The 15,489-nt window shown below is 47.7% G+C and carries 12 protein-coding genes; 11 read left to right on the top strand and 1 reads right to left on the bottom strand.

The window, feature by feature from the left end; genetic code table 11:
* Positions 1 to 27 precede the first annotated feature (27 nt).
* From FPZ49_RS20995 to FPZ49_RS20945, 11 genes are all read left to right on the top strand, one after another.
* Positions 28 to 1,056, top strand: a complete 1,029-nt coding sequence (locus FPZ49_RS20995; RefSeq protein WP_144850607.1) for a tripartite tricarboxylate transporter substrate binding protein — start codon at positions 28 to 30, stop codon at positions 1,054 to 1,056.
* A gap of 64 nt (positions 1,057 to 1,120) precedes the next feature.
* On the top strand, positions 1,121 to 1,549 hold the full coding sequence (locus FPZ49_RS20990) for a tripartite tricarboxylate transporter TctB family protein (RefSeq protein ID WP_261381521.1): 429 nt from the start codon (positions 1,121 to 1,123) through the stop codon (positions 1,547 to 1,549).
* A 14-nt stretch (positions 1,550 to 1,563) separates the two neighbouring features.
* The gene (locus FPZ49_RS20985) at positions 1,564 to 3,072 is read left to right on the top strand and encodes a tripartite tricarboxylate transporter permease (RefSeq protein ID WP_144850603.1); all 1,509 of its coding nucleotides are present in this window, start codon (positions 1,564 to 1,566) and stop codon (positions 3,070 to 3,072) included.
* A 235-nt stretch (positions 3,073 to 3,307) separates the two neighbouring features.
* Positions 3,308 to 3,553, top strand: a complete 246-nt coding sequence (locus FPZ49_RS20980) for an HPr family phosphocarrier protein (RefSeq protein ID WP_144850600.1) — start codon at positions 3,308 to 3,310, stop codon at positions 3,551 to 3,553.
* A gap of 17 nt (positions 3,554 to 3,570) precedes the next feature.
* The gene (locus FPZ49_RS20975; RefSeq protein WP_144850599.1) at positions 3,571 to 4,623 is read left to right on the top strand and encodes an Ldh family oxidoreductase; all 1,053 of its coding nucleotides are present in this window, start codon (positions 3,571 to 3,573) and stop codon (positions 4,621 to 4,623) included.
* Between the two features lie 63 nt (positions 4,624 to 4,686).
* Positions 4,687 to 5,382 carry a TerC family protein gene (locus tag FPZ49_RS20970; RefSeq protein WP_144850597.1) on the top strand — a complete coding sequence of 232 codons (696 nt, stop codon included), beginning with the start codon at positions 4,687 to 4,689 and terminating at the stop codon, positions 5,380 to 5,382.
* Positions 5,383 to 5,389: 7 nt separating this feature from the next.
* Entirely contained in the window at positions 5,390 to 6,943 is a 1,554-nt protein-coding gene (gene pckA / locus FPZ49_RS20965; protein WP_261381520.1) for a phosphoenolpyruvate carboxykinase (ATP), read from the top strand.
* Between the two features lie 266 nt (positions 6,944 to 7,209).
* Positions 7,210 to 9,366 (top strand): beta-galactosidase trimerization domain-containing protein, encoded by a 2,157-nt coding sequence (locus tag FPZ49_RS20960; protein ID WP_186445973.1) that lies wholly within the window; start codon positions 7,210 to 7,212, stop codon positions 9,364 to 9,366.
* On the top strand, positions 9,363 to 10,814 hold the full coding sequence (locus FPZ49_RS20955; RefSeq protein ID WP_144850591.1) for a CoA-acylating methylmalonate-semialdehyde dehydrogenase: 1,452 nt from the start codon (positions 9,363 to 9,365) through the stop codon (positions 10,812 to 10,814). Before FPZ49_RS20960 ends, FPZ49_RS20955 begins: the two co-directional genes overlap by 4 nt.
* Before the next feature lie 182 nt (positions 10,815 to 10,996).
* Positions 10,997 to 12,529, top strand: coding sequence for an extracellular solute-binding protein (locus FPZ49_RS20950; protein WP_144850589.1), 1,533 nt, complete (start codon positions 10,997 to 10,999; stop codon positions 12,527 to 12,529).
* Positions 12,530 to 12,701: 172 nt separating this feature from the next.
* Positions 12,702 to 15,035 (top strand): helix-turn-helix domain-containing protein, encoded by a 2,334-nt coding sequence (locus FPZ49_RS20945; RefSeq protein ID WP_144850587.1) that lies wholly within the window; start codon positions 12,702 to 12,704, stop codon positions 15,033 to 15,035.
* Between the two features lie 57 nt (positions 15,036 to 15,092).
* Here the strand turns inward: FPZ49_RS20945 and FPZ49_RS36435 are convergent.
* Positions 15,093 to 15,489, bottom strand: a 397-nt coding sequence (locus FPZ49_RS36435; protein WP_222429939.1) for a hypothetical protein, incomplete at its 5' end; no start/stop codon positions are given.

The following is a 15,489-nucleotide window of genomic DNA, read 5'->3' as shown; positions in this document are numbered from 1 at the left end:
GGAAATAATCATTGGGAGGGGTTCAGTATGAAAAGAAAATTATTCACTTTTACGGCGGTTTGCGTTTTAGCTATAGGTACCTTAGTCGGGTGTACCTCACCGGTTGCTAAAAAAGGCGGCGAAGCAGCTCCAGGTTCAGCCAACAATCAGGCTAGCGCACCTAAGCTTGATTATCCTAAGAAGCCTATCACGCTAATTGTTTCCTTTGCTGCGGGAGGGGGGACGGACCTGGGAGCGCGTCTTCTTACTCCAATTTTAGAAAAAGAGCTGGGAGTACCGGTTGTAGTTGAGAACAAACCGGGAGGCGGCGGTTGGATTGGCTACTCCGACTTACTGACTGCCAAACCGGATGGCTATACGCTTGCTTATGTGAATACACCGGGTCTCATCACAGGGTATGTAAATCCGACGGCCAAGCGTAAAGAGAACCTGGACAGCTTTGATTTTATCATCAATCACGTTCTTGACGCAGGAGTAATTGCAGTTCGTGCCAATGACAACCGCTTTTCAAATGTTAAAGATTTAATCGAATATGCAAAGAAAAATGAGCTTTCCGCAAGCAGTAACGGTGTGGGGTCCGGGAACCATTTTGCTTCGCTGCAAATGAATAAACAGCTGGGAACCAAATTTAGAGCCGTACAATTCGGGGGAACATCCGAAGCATTAACGAGTGTGCTAGGAAGCCATGTCGATGTGCTGATTGCAAAAGTCGGAGAAGTGGTTGATCCGATGAAGGAAGGTCAATTAAAAGTTCTTGCTGTTATGATGCCGAATCGCGTCCCTCAATTACCGGATGTGCCGACTTTAAAAGAGGCGGTCGGTGTAAACATCGAAAATTATTCAATACGCGGTATTGCCGGTCCGAAAGGCATGGAACCGCAAATTGTAGCAAAGCTGCAAGAAGCGTTGGAAAAAGCGATGAAAAATCCGGATCACGTTAAAAAAATGAGTGATATGGGCTTGAATATTGATACAACAAAAGGCGCAGACTTCAAAAAAATGCTTCAGAAGGAAGAAGCCAGCGTTAACGAGCTTAAGAGCTTGCTCGGGTGGTAAGTCCTAAGTATTTAATTAACTTCTATGAGGAAGTGCTTTATTTGTGAAAAATTTAGGCGTTTACATGGCGATTTTCTTTCTTATCTATAGCGGAGTGATGTTTTGGGAGTCTTTATCCATGGATTATTACAGCGAATACGGTCCGGGTCCCGGACTGTTGCCGCTGTGGGTAAGCGGACTCATTTTCGTATTATCGGTCGCTTATTTGGTCATGTCGTTTAAAAAAGAAATCATCCTTTTAACAAACGTGCTGCCAAAAGGTGAAGGATTCATTAACGTAGTTGTTTGTATGGGCTCATTGGTGCTCTTTATGGTGCTGGTACCTTTCACAGGTTTTTTGATCGGCAGTACAGTCACATTGTTTATTCTTTTTTGGAGAGGCTATAAATGGTATTTAAGTTTAGGCTTATCCGCTTCGATCGCATTCATTATTTTTTGGGTTTTCGGCGTTATGCTGCAGGTGCCACTGCCGGTTAACGAATTAGGTTGGTAGGAGGAGCAACGTTTATGGATTCATTAGGCTACTTACTTCATGGTTTTGAAACGGCTCTCACTTGGCAAAACCTCCTATATTGCTTGGTCGGTGTCACTTTCGGCATGTTTATCGGTGTTTTGCCTGGGCTCGGGCCGACAGCCGGAACGGCATTGCTGCTGCCATTGACGTTTGCTCTTGAGCCCGTTTCAGCCATTATCATGCTGTCGGGCATTTACTACGGCTCGATGTACGGGGGGACGATTACCTCTGTGTTAATTAACACGCCGGGGGAGGCTGCTTCCCTAATCACCTGTCTTGACGGGTATCCGTTGGCTAAGCAGGGAAGGGCAGGAGCGGCACTGGGGATCGCCGGAATCGGATCATTCATCGGTGGAATTATTTCTATCGTCGGCTTAGTACTCATCGGTCCATTTTTAGCGAAGCAAGCACTAAAATTTGGTCCGCCAGAATTCTTTGCTTTAGTTATTTTAGGTTTGTCACTGCTGCTTGGCTTAATGGGAAAATCGTTACTTAAAGGTGTGATCGGAGCGCTTTTCGGATTATCCCTGGCATTTATCGGGCTTGATCAGAGCTCGGGTATTGTACGATTCGGATTCGGGCAGACAGAGCTGATGAAAGGCATCGATTTTATTTCGATCGCTATGGGGATGTTTGGACTTTCCGAATTATTTCTGACTGCGGAAGCAAGCTTGAAAGGAAAGGCGGAGGAGCCCCCGAAGGTTAAAGGGCTGCTGCCCAAAAAAGAAGAATGGGGACCTTCTATGAAAGCCATCGGGCGGGGGAGCGTTCTGGGTTTCATTATCGGATTGATTCCAGGAACAAACTCCGTAATTCCGACCATTTTAAGCTACACGATGGAAAAAAAGCTTTCCAAAAATCCTTCCCGTTTTGGTAAGGGAGCGTTGGAAGGGGTCGCCGGTCCGGAAACCGCTAACAATTCCTATTGCGGTGGTGCACTTATTCCGTTATTCACATTAGGCATACCAAGCTCTCCTACCATTGCCGTCCTTTTAGGGGCCTTTATCATGCACGGTCTTACACCGGGGCCGACTTTATTTCAGAAAAATCCTGACTTGGTGTGGGGAATCATAGCCAGTATGTTTATCGGTAACGCCATATTACTGATTATGAACCTGCCAATGGCCAACTTATGGGCGAAAATTACTATGGTTCCTTATAAGCTGCTGTTTCCCATTATCATTATCATTACGATTGTCGGGACTTATAGCTTGAATAACAGTATGTTTGATGTAGGGGCTATGCTGGTATTCGGAATCTTAGGCTATTTGTTTAAAAAAGCGGAAATTCCGTTGGCTCCGATTATATTGACGTTCGTATTGGGCTCTCTTTTGGAAAAAACTTTATTACAATCATTAACGATTTTCGAAGGCAGCTTCCTGGGCTTCTTTACCCGGCCGATTTCCGGTACCATTCTATCGCTTGCGATCATTTCATTCATTTTCAGCATAGTATCAGCGGTAAGAAATAAGCGGATCATTACAGAGGATGTTGAAATGTAAAAAGGCTAGTATGCTCATGAAAATGGCTTGTTATACGAGTCTCAGCCAGCGAAGAATTATCTATCATCAAGCAATATTGAAGGGGTTAGGAAAATGGGCCTTAGTATCAGTTCATTTTGCCTAGCTCCTTATATTTACTACAGAATCTTGGGAAGGTTTAGCTTTGCATTACTACAATTTATGTTCAGGTTGCAAACGCTTACCTTGGGGGATTAACAGAATGGAGGCCATGTGTATGAACCATACTGAAACCGTAGTAAGAATCGTGCAGGAAGCAAATAAATTCAAGTCTTCCATCGTTTTGAAATATCAAAACAAATTTATAGATGCGAAAAGTCTTTTGGGGCTTTACAGCACAATATCCGATTCTGCAGAACAAGAACTGCACGTTCATGGACCTGATGAAGTGGAAGCTAGAGCGGCGATGGCTGCGGTGTTTAAGAAGCACGGGCTGAAGTTTAAGTTAATCGATTCGGTTTGAAGAAGGGAAGAAGTAGAATGGCAGAAGAAATTCGGATTGCTAAAGAAACTCTCGAGCAATATGTTTGCGATATTTTTCAAGCGGCTGGATTGGATAAAGAACAATCATCGATCATATCAAGGCATCTTGTATTGGCCAACCTGCGTGGTGTCGACTCTCACGGTATTAACAGGGTTGATATTTACACGAAAAGGCTGGACCTTGGCATAGAGGGACCCACCGTTGTGAAGGCACAAAAAGAATCGGCTTCGAGCATGCTGATTGATGGAAGCGGTGGATTAGGCATTATCCTAGCAACTAAGGGGATCGAAATAGCTGTAAATAAGGCAAAGGAGACGGGATTAGCCGTAGTGGGAATTAAAAATTCCAGTCATTGCGGTATGCTGGCAGATTATACTCATTATGCCGCACAAAACGATTGTATCGCCATTGCTACAACCAACGCTCCTTCAAGCATGGCTCCTTGGGGCGGGAAGAAGGGTTATTTCGGCACAAATCCTTTCTCTTACGGCATACCTGCGGGAGAGGAACAAGATATTATTTTTGATATGGCGACGAGCGTAGTTGCCCGAGGAAAAATCACGTTGGCACGTAAAAACAATCAACAGATTCCTCTCGGTTGGGCTATAACCAAAGAAGGAAAGTCTACAACGGATCCAAATGAAGCATTGGATGGCGGCTTGGTTCTCCCTGTAGGAGGACCTAAGGGATATGGACTCGCGTTTCTGGTTGACGTGGTCTCCGGTCTGCTTACTGGCGCTGCGTTTGGCCCACATATTGGCAGTTTGTACAATGATTTAGACCGAAATCAAAATGTAGGGCAGTTCTTTTTTGTCATGCGGGCCGATTTGTTTGAGCCTCTGCAAGAGTTTAAAAGCCGTGTCGATCAAATGATACGGGAAATACGGCAAATTCCTCTAGCGGAGGGCTTCGAAAGAATTTATCTACCCGGAGAGCTTGAATTTGCACAGGCTGCAGAGAGAGAGCGGAGAGGGATTCCTTTTACCGAAAAGGTTGTGCAAGAACTGGAGAATGTCGGCCGGCGGTATGGGTTAAACAGTCCGTTTTAGCAGGCTAATCGAAGCAGTGTCCAAATTACAAATGTGAACATTAGCTGTGAAGGGGTAAGTAAAGTGGGAAGTGAAATACTTTTAGGCTTATTGAAGATTATACTCATTAACATCGTATTAAGCGGTGATAACGCTGTAGTGATAGCTTTAGCGTGCCGCAACTTACAGGCGGATCAACAAAAGAAAGCTATATTTTGGGGGAGCTTCGGAGCTGTAGGCTTGAGGGTCATACTGACGTTTATAGCGGTTTGGCTGTTGCAAATTCCATTTGTGCAGGTAGCAGGTGGCATTTTACTTCTGTACATCTCAATCAAACTTCTAAAAGATAACGATAATGCAGATCATGTACATTCAAGTATCCACATAGGAGAGGCTATCAAGACCATCATTTTTGCCGACTTAATTATGAGTCTGGATAACGTGCTGGCTGTAGCTGGCGCTGCCGGCGGGAATTTCCTTCTTATTGGATTGGGACTTATCATTAGTATCCCGCTTATCATTTGGGGAAGCCAACTATTAATGCGTCTTATGAACCGATTTCCCATCATTGTTATCATAGGTGCTGGGGTGCTAGGATACACGGCCGGGGAAATGATATTAAAAGACCAAGCCATTGGTGAATTATTTGAGAAAATGTCTTCATATATCCATTACTTCTTCCCGCTAGTATTGGCTTTAATGGTCGTAATCGTTGGTAAATTCATCAACCGGGAGAAGAAACACGAATTGGCGTCCGAAACTGTTGAAACCTCTATCTAACTTAGAAATTACCAAATGGGAGGAGGACAAGCAAATGAATGAAAAAATGGACGTCCTAACCATTGGAGTAAAGCATTTTAACTTATCCGTAAGTGAACTTATAAAGTTCGCACTAGAACGAGAGGAAGGGGTGCTGGCCTCCACAAAAGCCCTTCAGGTATTTACAGGCAAATATACCGGACGTTCCCCAAAAGATAAGTTCATAGTCAATGAAGGATCTATTAAGGATCAAATCGATTGGGGAACAATCAATCAGCCGATTTCTGAAAATCAATTTAAGCGTCTTTATAGGAAAGCTTTGGACTATATGGCCGAAAAAGAATTATTCATATTTGACGGCTTCGCCGGTGCGGATGAAAACTTCCGTATGCCTATTCGGATTATAAACGAGTATGCATGGCACAATTTGTTTGTCCATCAATTATTCATTCGACCTTCCGACGAAAAATTATTGGAGCATAAAGCGGATTTTACGGTCATTGCTCTTCCGGGTTTGAAAGCGGATCCAGTTTGCGATGGTACGAATTCGGAAACGTTCATCTGTATTTCCTTTGAAAAACGGCTAGTTTTAATCGGCGGCACAGAATATGCTGGAGAAATGAAAAAATCGATCTTTAGTGTTTTAAATTATTTACTGCCTTCTAGAAATGTCGTTCCAATGCATTGTTCGGCTAATGTAGGTGAACAAGGAGATGTGGCTCTTTTTTTTGGTTTATCTGGAACGGGTAAAACAACGCTTTCGACGGATCCTAACCGGAAATTAATCGGGGACGATGAACACGGCTGGTCCGAACAAGGGGTGTTTAACTTTGAAGGTGGGTGCTACGCTAAGTGCGCTTACCTTACCGAAGAAAAAGAACCGCAAATTTGGAACGCCATTCAGGAAGGCACAGTTTTAGAAAATGTTGTTCTGCATCCAAATACCTTTATTGCTGATTATGGCAACACTCGTATTACTGAAAATACCCGTGCTGCTTATCCGATTGAAATGATTCCCAATGCGTTGATTCCTGGGAAAGCAGGACATCCAAATGTAATCATTTTTTTGACTGCAGATGCTTTTGGTGTGCTTCCGCCGCTTTCAAAGCTGACAAAAGAACAAGCGATGTATCACTTTTTAAATGGATATACTTCTAAATTGGCCGGTACGGAACGAGGGGTTACGGAGCCGGAGGCTACTTTTTCCGCTTGCTTTGGCGCCCCTTTTTTACCGCTTCATCCTTCCGTGTATGCTAAAGAATTAGGCAGGAAAATAGAAGAGCACAATGTGAGAGTATATCTAGTCAATACAGGTTGGACCGGTGGTCCGTACGGAAAAGGAAAACGGATCGAATTGTCCTTAACTCGGGCGATGGTCTCTGCTTGCTTGGATGGATCAATAGAGCAAGCTAATTTCATAGCCGAGCCGGTCTTCGGGCTTTTGATCCCAGATAAGGTATTGGGTGTTCCAACTAACGTACTGCATCCACGGATTACTTGGGAAGATAAAGAGCAATACGATCTGGCTGCAAAGGGTTTGCTAAATCTTTTTGCGCTAAATTTTGTAAAATTTAACAAATAATCGAATAAACCTTTTTCCTCTGGCCTCACGGCAGCGGAATAACATAAATGGAGCTGCGCGGGTTTGCGGGCTCCGTTTTCTATTTATTTATGTTGAAACTTGTCCGTTAAGTGGGATCGATAGTAAGACATATCATTACGAAATAGGACAGTTCTTGTTATCCCCCCTTACAGGCCAATCATTCACAAGATCTGTCGCTAACATGCGTAATCCTCCGAACTTTATAATCATGTAGGAATCATTAAAACGAAATACGGAGGATGATTATGGCGAATGCGGATTGGTTAACTAAACGAAGCCGGGGAGTCCATCTGACGATCCGGGATATCGATTGCCGTGAGTTCGATGTGGAACGTTTGGCAAAAGATTTGCACGACCTGAAGGTGAACGTGCTCTCATTTTTTTGTGCCGGGTATGTGACGGTGCACCCAACCTCTTTATCTATCCGAGTGAGCCCATATCTCCAAGGCCGCGATTTAACCGCCGACATCGTAAAGGCGGTTCGCGCTTACGATATCCGCGCCGTGGCGGCGATGGACCTGAGTTTGATTCCGGGGAATGCGGCTGCGGCGCATCCGGAGTGGTGCTCCCGTGATGAGAAGGGCAAGCCATATAAGGCGAATGAAGATCTAGGTGATTTTTACATTGCTTGTCCGTTAAGCGGGTACCAAAACGAATATTTAGCCGAGATATTGCGGGAAATCGTCAGCCGATACGAGCTGGACGGCATCAAGTTCGGCGGCGGGAGCTACGGCTTCTCGTCATATGGGAACGGTATTTGTCATTGCGAACGCTGCAAGGCTTCCTACCACGAATACTCCGGTAACGAGGTCCCGACCAAGGACGACTGGCAGGATCCAAACTGGGGCACGTTCCAGCGTTGGCGCCAGCAGCGCGTTGTCGAGCGCTCCAAGTTTTTGTACGAATTGGTCAAGTCATTGGATCCGAATATGCCCGTCATGTGCAATAGCGTCTGCTTCGGGGAAACTGGCTGGACGACCAAGGGCGCGTTGGATATCGAGCGTATGGCGGAATATATCGATGCGGTACAGGTCGAAGCGCAAACCCGCGTTCGCGTGGATGGCGATCGTACGCATTGGGATTTCTTGCTTTGGCCTGCAGAAGAGGCTAATTATTTGAATACGGTCAGTAACCACCAGACGTGGGTGCTTGCTTCTTATTTTCAGGCATGGCCGTGGCGCAGAAACGGAGTGCCGCCTAAAGAACAAAAGGTTTATATGGCACAGATTTATGCAAACGGCGGGAATGCGATACTGAATTTGTCGGGTGGACCGATCCAGGGGCATCAGGACAAGCGGGGATTTCCGGCGGTCAAGTCGCTTTACGAGTTCGTAGAGCGTAATCAGGACTACTATGAAGGCGACCGTTCGGGCGCTAATGTTGCGATTCTCTACTCTCAGGACACGCTGTTCTATTACGGGCGGGAAAACCCAAAGGGGTATGTGGACGCGATCCGGGGCTTTGAGCTTGCATTGACCGATCACCATATTCCGTTCGATATCATTTCGGACGCAGTGGTGAAAAGGGGAGCGTTGGATCAATACCGGACCATTATTTTGCCGACGGCCGCCTGCATGTCCGAGGCAACGGCTGCTTCGCTTCGAGAATTTGTGGAGCGGGGAGGCAGCTTGATCGCCACCTTCGAAACCTCGCTGTACGATACGGGTGGGCGGAAGAGGGACGAATTCCTGCTGGCTGACCTGTTTCAAGCCTCCTATGGTGATACTGCCTCCGTTATGGGGGAAAGCAACGGGGTATACAAGCAAGCGTATTCCAATGTTCAAAACGCGGAGCATCCGCTGCTTGAACAGCTGGGCGACACCAGCGTAATCCCGGCCTCCGACCAGTTCTGCCAGGTTAATGCTGCCGCCGGGGCCGAGGTACCCTTAACGCTATCAGCTGCGTTCCGCGTATTCCCCGAGGGGATGTCCTACACGGTTGAGCCAGATACCGGGCATCCGATGCTGGTAACCTCAGAGCATGCCTCCGGTGGCCGAGTCGTATACTTTCCAGGGCAGCCGGACGCTGCATTTACCCGAATCGGTTATCCGGATTGGTCGCTGTTGATGGTAAATGCGGTGAAATGGACAACACGGGGCAGCTTGCCGCTTCAGGTGGAAGCGCCGCCTACGCTGCTGGCCACTTTAAGATTACAGGATGATCGCAGGGTCGTTCACTTGGTGAACGTCAACGGGGGCCGGCGAATGTTCCAACAGCTTATCCCTGCACGCGACGTGCAGATTACGCTGCCGATCGATCAAGGCTTCGTACCGCAACGTGTTTTGGCTCTCTCCACCGGACGTGAGTTACCGCTTATCCTTAACGGAACCCAAGCGAAAGTGACTGTACCAAGTGTCGAGGATTATGAGGTAATTGTTTTCCAGGGAGGGGGACAAGCATGACGACGGTGCATAAAGTTCGTAATTTCATCGGCGGGCAGTGGACGAATTCAACCGGAACGGAATTTGAAACTGTGCCGAATCCGGCTACAGGTGCCGCGATCGCACAGGTTCCGCTCTCAGTAAGAAGCGATGTAGAAGCTGCCGTTGCGGCCGCACGGCTGGCGTTTCCCGAGTGGAGCGCGATGGCGGTGCCTAAACGGGCGAGGATTTTATTTAAGTATCAGCAGCTGCTTGTCGAGCACTGGGAGGAGCTTGCGGCGCTGATCACGGAAGAGAACGGCAAAAGCTACACCGAGGCTTACGGGGAAGTGCAGCGGGGCATCGAGTGCGTGGAGTTCGCCGCCGGCGCACCGACACTAATGATGGGCGCCCAACTGCCGGACATCGCCACCGGACTGGAATCGGGCATGTACCGGTATCCGCTTGGCGTTGTGGCCGGCATCTCGCCCTTTAACTTCCCGATGATGGTTCCCTGCTGGATGTTTCCGCTTGCGATCGCCTGCGGCAACACATTTATTTTGAAACCGTCGGAACGAACGCCGCTGCTCGCCGGCAGACTAGCCGAATTATTGCAGGCCGCCGGACTCCCGGACGGTGTGTTTAATATCGTTCATGGCTCCCGCGAGGTCGTGAACTCCATTCTGGAGCATCCGGAGATTCGTGCGATTTCGTTCGTCGGCTCCCAGCCGGTTGCGGAATACGTTTACAAGAACGCTGCGGCACACGGAAAGCGGGTACAGGCATTGGCCGGTGCCAAAAATCACAGCATCGTCCTGCCGGATGCCGACCTGGATCTGGCCGTCAGCAATATTATTGGAGCCGCCTTCGGTTCGGCCGGTGAACGGTGCATGGCGTGCTCTGTTGTAATTGCCGTTGGCGAGGCAGCAGAGCCGCTCATCGAAAAGCTGAAAAGCGCTGCCGCTCAAATCAAAATCGGCAATGGTATGGACAGCGAGGTGTTTCTCGGTCCGGTTATTCGCTCCGTCCATAAAGAGAGGACGATCGATTACATCGAAACAGGGGTGCGCGAGGGCGCCCAGCTTCTTTTGGACGGCAGACAAGCCCCGGCGGCACAGATGGACGGTTATTTCCTCGGACCGACAATATTTGACCGTGTCGGTACGGAGATGAAAATCTGGAAGGACGAGATTTTCGCTCCAGTTTTAAGCATCGTCCGGGCGGAAAGCTTGAAGGAAGCGATCGCAATTACGAATCGATCCGAATTTGCAAACGGTGCTTGTCTCTATACGGATAGTGCTAAGGCAGTCCGTCAGTTCCGTGAGGAAATTGATGCGGGCATGCTTGGAATCAACGTCGGCGTACCGGCCCCAATGGCCTTTTTCCCTTTCTCCGGATACAAAAAGTCGTTCTACGGCGATCTTCATGCCAATGGCCGGGATGGGGTGGAATTTTATACGCGTAAAAAAATGGTGACTGCCCGATATTAAAAAGTCCCTAAGACATCAGCAAAATTAAGCGTTGGACAGATCATATCCGGAACGGACATATATTGCGATTTGAACTGGCAGCCCGCGTTTGTACAAGAACTGTCACTAACAGGCCGCCGGTTCGGACGCTATAGTACGAAATGTAAGCGATCACACTGAACAGACAATCGAGGAGGGTTAAAATGGTAGTTAGTAAGCGCTTTAATCTGGTATTGTCCACTCTGGTGTCCGTGGGACTAATTGCTGGTTGTGCGGGTGGAGGAGAAGCGACCAAAAAAACGGAAGCCGGCGGAGCCGCGGCCTCAGCCGAACCGCTAAAAATGCAATTTCTGGTTCCTTCGTATGCTGATGTTCCGAATATGAATGACGAGTACTGGACCGAGTGGCAGAAGCGGACGAATACGAAGCTAGATGTCGAATGGGTGCCGTCCGGCGATTATGACACCAAATTCGATCTGGTGCTGGCTTCCGGCAACCTGCCTGAAATCATCGTTTCTTCAAACATCACGCGTCCGACGCTTCTGAGCGCCATCAAACAAGGGGCGTTTTGGGATTTAACGCCGTTCCTCGGCGATTTCAGCAAATATCCCAACCTGAAAAATAACAGCGGTCCAAACGTATGGAACTACATGAAGCTTGACGGAAAGGTTTACGGCTTGCCGCGCAATCGTCCGCAAATCGACCTTGGGATCAAGATGCGCAAGGACTGGCTGGATAAGCTGAAAATTCCAGTTCCGACAACGTTGGATGAATATGCCGAAGCGCTGAAGAAGATTGTAAACGGCGATCCGGACGGCAATGGAAAAAACGACACCGTAGGGTTGCTAGGTCACGGATTCCTTGTGGCGGATGGGGACGAAACGTTCCAAGCGGCTTTTGGCGGATTGGACCCAGTCTATGATAAAGATGGCGGCTTGATCCGTAACTTTCTGACACCTAATTATACGGAAATGGTAGCCTGGTTCCGCAAGTTGTATGCTGACGGCGTTCTGGCGAAGGAATTTACGGCTGTTAAGAAGACACAAGCGGAAGAAATGTTTGCAACCGGCCGCGCGGCCTCTTATGTCCGTAATATATGGCGAGATTATACCTGGGAGCAGGACAACAAGAAAACACAGCCTGATGCGAAAGTCATTACGCTTCCGCCGCTCAAAGGTCCGAACGGTGTTGCTGTAAGTCTGGCTAACCCGACCTTTGGCGCTTTCTACATCTCGAAGAAGGTACCAGAAGCTAAGGTTCGGCAAATTCTCGACTATTTCGAAAAAACGACAACTACGGAATACACGGATTTCAACTACTACGGTATCGAAGGTGTTCACCACAAGGTGGTGGACGGTCAGCCGCAGCTCACCGATCTGGGCGTGAAGCAGGTGACAACCAACGCCAACCAAGTATTCTCCATGGCCTTTAACAACAAAATGAAGGTGCTCAATCCTTCGGCGCCTAAAGCCTACAACGATGCCAAAATAAAGGATGTCGAGGTGTACGGAAAAGTCGGCAAGCTGAATCCGTTCTCCATCATCAATTCGGACACGTGGACGGCGGCATGGCCGAAATTTGAGAAGGATTGGCAGGCCAATGTAGCCAAGGCGATCGTAGGCCAAATCTCTATGGAGGAATACAAAGCATACGTAGAGAAACTGAATGCTAACCCCGATTTCAAGAAAGCGTACCAGGAATACGCGCAAAGCTACAAGCAGTATTTCGGTAAGTAATCATTTCGATTCATTCAATCTTCTAAATGGGGTTCGGACTCGTCCGAACTCCCACTTTCATTTTCGTCCATTGTGAATCTGGAAAATAATTGAATCAGATTGGCAGAAGGAATCCTCGTGCCACGGGGCGAATAAAAGAAGTTACAAAATCCAAACCGTCACGGGGGACACCATGCTTAATTGGATTGCAAGTCGATTTCGACCATCAACTTCAGTAGGCGTACGCAGCAGTCAGGGGAAATACTTATACAGGCTGATTTGGTGGGGTTGCATCTCTGTCTGCATTCCGGTGATTCTAGCAGGTGCCGTATATTATCAACTTTCAATGAACCGGGTGAAGGAGCAGATCACGAGCGAAGGCCAATCATCACTTCTTCTCATGAGGGACCGTTCGGAGCATATGCTGCAGGGGATCGAACAGGAATCTTTAAAGCTGTCCGTGGACCCAATCCTGTCGAAGGTGAGCCCTCGTCAGGACTCCGGTAACAGCATGATCTGGCACACCGATTTTTTGGATAAAATCGCGCTCGTCAAGAACAGTAACAGCTTCATCGATGAGATTTATTTTTACAGCAGCTCTGAGAATACCGTGCTGTCCAATCGCTACGGGGTAATCGCCAAGGATGAATACCGCTATCGTGAGGATATAGACCGCATTATAGCCGACGGCGAAATTTCGAAGTGGGCTTATATGCCAAGCGCCCAGAAGGACGGTTATATTACCTTTGCCCGAGTAATACCCAATACGGGGGCGGAGGGGGCAAAAGGAGTTCTCGCGTTTGAGATCGACACGTCTTCGTTCAGTAAGTTTATGGAGGCAGATTCGTATATCTTGCCTTTAGAGCAGCATCTGGTGATCATTAACTATCGCAAATTATCCCTAAGGCAGGACTCCGGACAGGAAATCATCAATCAATTAGCAAGCCTGCCGGGTTTAGATACTATTCTGAAAGCCGAGCAAAACGCGGATAGCTTCATCGGTAAAGGTGTAAACGGAGCATCCGCTCAATATTTGTACAGCAAAAACGTATTCGGTCGGATCTATGTCACCGTTGTTTCGGAGGAAGTTATGGCGGGTCAGCTCAACTGGATCCGCGGTGTGACGCTCCTAGTTTTATTCTTTTTTATCCTGTTTGGGGTTATCCTTACTTACTTTAATTCGAAGAGAGCTTACAATCCGATAGAGCAGTTGATGAAGCACAGCAAGGCGCTGAGAGTCGGGCGAGTTCAATCGAAAGAAAACGAATTTGAATATATCAAGGAGTGCCTGGACTTTTTGGATAACGAATCGGAGAAGCTAGATCAGGTCATGACGAAAATTCAACCGACCTTGATCGAGCGTTGTCTCCAGCAGCTGCTTTTGGGGGAATACATTCGCCGGGAGCCCCTTCTGAGAGACTGCGAAGCCTTCGGTATTTCGGTCAACTCGACGAACGTTGTGCTCATTGTGGACGCCGACAATATTACTAAGGATAAGCGGTTCCGCCCTGAGGAAAAAGGGATCATCGCTTTTGTGATCTCCAATGTCATGGGTGAGCTGCTTCAAGAAAATGAAAGTGTCCAGGGCTATGTGATTCCGTACCAGGGAAAGGGTGCCGCTCTGCTACAGTTTCAGCAAGACACTGATCAGGCGACGATGCTGAAGATGACGATGAGGTACGCACATTCCGTATGTACTTCCCTTAAACACCATTTGTCGATGGATGTGTTCGTCGGCGTGGGAAGATTTTACTCCCATATCGATGATGTACCGGTTTCCTATAAAGAAGCCGAGATTGCCATGCAGTACCGGATTTTTAAAGATACAGTCCCGGTACTGTTTATCGAGGATCTGGAGCTAACCAAAAAGCAGTCGGCCTTTCATTACCCCAAAATCAGTGAACGCGCCATTCTGGAGTCGCTGGAGAGGGGTGAGTATGATGCTGCTGCGCAATATTTAAGTGAGTTTGTTGAAAGCTTAAGTATTTCACCTTCATATAGCTTTATCTATCAAAGCTATTACATGCTGCTTTTTTCCATTGTTGATAATTTGGAAAAGCAGGGCGTTAATCTTCTGGATATTCTTGAGCACAACCTGTTTGGTCAGCTGCAAGCAAAGCAAACCTACAAGGAAATCTACCATTGGTTTGTGGAAGTTGTCTTTCCGCTCTATCAATGGTTGGCGGACAATTACCGCAGCGAATCGGGTTTATCCGCCGTCAAAAAGGTATGCAAGTACATTAAAGAAAACTGCAGCAAGGACGTATCCCTCGTACAATGTGCCGACCTCGTCGGGATGAGTCCATCTTATTTAAGCCGGCTGTTCAAAAAAGAAACCGGCATCAACTTCCTGGAATATGTAGTCGAATGCAAGATGACCGAAGCCACAAGGCTGCTTTCGGAGACAAACCAGAGCATCAGTGAAGTTGCCGAGGCGGTGGGTTACTCGGAACGCAACTTAAACCGGATTTTTCAGCGGTATACCAAAATGACTCCAGGGACGTTCCGCACCAAGCAGCGGTCCTAATCCCTTAAGGCGCCTTCCATGGACTTGTAGAAGTCCCCTGGGCGGCGTCTTTTTTTTCTACGGCTGACCAATTAACTCACTGACTTTGTTTTCGATGTTTTTTAGGTAGCTGTGAGGGTTCCTTCGAAACCTCCGCCGCTTTGTTCCGTCCAGCAGACGTTCAGTCCATCTCTTTCTTTCTTGATTGAACGTGAGATAATCTACTTTTTGAAGACGTTCGACTATGTTGCTTTGCTTTAGTGCATCGTCAACCAGCACAACAAACTCACCACTGCGGAGAATGTAATCGTTCCAACTGCGTCGGCCTGTCATTCGGCGATGTTTGGTCTTGGTTTGACGAAAAAAGCGCTCGTGATCATTGTTTGTACGAGGGACGTGAGGCGCGTCATAGCAGGTGAAGAGCCCTTTCCAAAATCCTCGCGTGTAAGCCTGAACGTTTTTCACAAGTTCCTCG

Source organism: Paenibacillus cremeus, from assembly GCF_007786445.1.
Lineage (GTDB): Bacteria > Bacillota > Bacilli > Paenibacillales > NBRC-103111 > Paenibacillus_G > Paenibacillus_G cremeus.
The sequence above is the reverse complement of the archived record's forward strand: the minus strand, read 5'-3'. Positions and strand labels throughout refer to the sequence as shown.

Bases quoted from the DNA above. Each gene is read 5' to 3' on its own strand.
- FPZ49_RS20955 (WP_144850591.1), top strand. From the start codon at position 9,363: ATGACGACGGTGCATAAAGTTCGTAATTTCATCGGCGGGCAGTGGACG.
- FPZ49_RS20975 (WP_144850599.1), top strand. From the start codon at position 3,571: ATGGCAGAAGAAATTCGGATTGCTAAAGAAACTCTCGAGCAATATGTT.
- FPZ49_RS20980 (WP_144850600.1), top strand. From the start codon at position 3,308: ATGAACCATACTGAAACCGTAGTAAGAATCGTGCAGGAAGCAAATAAA.
- FPZ49_RS20945 (WP_144850587.1), top strand. From the start codon at position 12,702: ATGCTTAATTGGATTGCAAGTCGATTTCGACCATCAACTTCAGTAGGC.
- FPZ49_RS20990 (WP_261381521.1), top strand. From the start codon at position 1,121: ATGGCGATTTTCTTTCTTATCTATAGCGGAGTGATGTTTTGGGAGTCT.
- FPZ49_RS20960 (WP_186445973.1), top strand. From the start codon at position 7,210: ATGGCGAATGCGGATTGGTTAACTAAACGAAGCCGGGGAGTCCATCTG.
- FPZ49_RS20950 (WP_144850589.1), top strand. From the start codon at position 10,997: ATGGTAGTTAGTAAGCGCTTTAATCTGGTATTGTCCACTCTGGTGTCC.
- FPZ49_RS20985 (WP_144850603.1), top strand. From the start codon at position 1,564: ATGGATTCATTAGGCTACTTACTTCATGGTTTTGAAACGGCTCTCACT.
- FPZ49_RS20995 (WP_144850607.1), top strand. From the start codon at position 28: ATGAAAAGAAAATTATTCACTTTTACGGCGGTTTGCGTTTTAGCTATA.